At 45.2% G+C, this 621-nt stretch carries 1 protein-coding gene; it reads left to right on the top strand.

The genetic code is table 11. The features are described from left to right. Positions 1-28: 28 nt before the first annotated feature. Positions 29-621: LysR family transcriptional regulator (locus ACS8FC_RS18815; RefSeq protein ID WP_439297910.1), on the top strand; the 593-nt coding region annotated here is incomplete at its 3' end.

The following is a 621-nucleotide window of genomic DNA, read 5'->3' as shown; positions in this document are numbered from 1 at the left end:
TTTATTATAAAGTTAAGTATATATCGTAATGATAAATATCACATGGCTACGCACCTTTTGTACGCTTGCAGAAGTGGGGCACTTTACTCGTACGGCTGAACGTCTATATATGACGCAGTCTGGTGTGAGCCAACACATAAGTAAGTTAGAGGAGCAACTAGATGCAGACTTGTTAATTCGACAAGGAAAGCAGTTTTCATTGACCAATGCAGGTGAGCAGCTTTATAAAGAAGCAGGCGAGATATTGCAGCGATTATCAAATTTAGAACAGCGCATCGGTGAAGATCCGCCTTATGAAGGATTGGTGCGGTTGATGTCACCGGGTAGCGTGGGGCTCAAACTGTATCCGCAGCTTTTGACATTACAGCAGCAGCACCCAAAACTGATCATTGACTACCGATTTGCTCCCAATGCTGATATAGAGCGGGCGCTGGCTAATCACGAGATTGATATTGGCTTTATGACGGATATCTCAGATGATGAAACGGTTAGCTGCAGACCTATGGCACAAGAAGCATTGATACTAGTAACCCCTGCGGCTATTGTAGAGCCTAGTTGGGAGCAGCTTATCGAGCTTGGGTTTATCGATCATCCAGATGGCGCCCATCATGCAGGCATGCT

The sequence above is a fragment of the Psychrobacter sp. 1Y4 genome, assembly GCF_051847555.1.
This window is presented reverse-complemented; position numbering and strand designations above follow the sequence as displayed.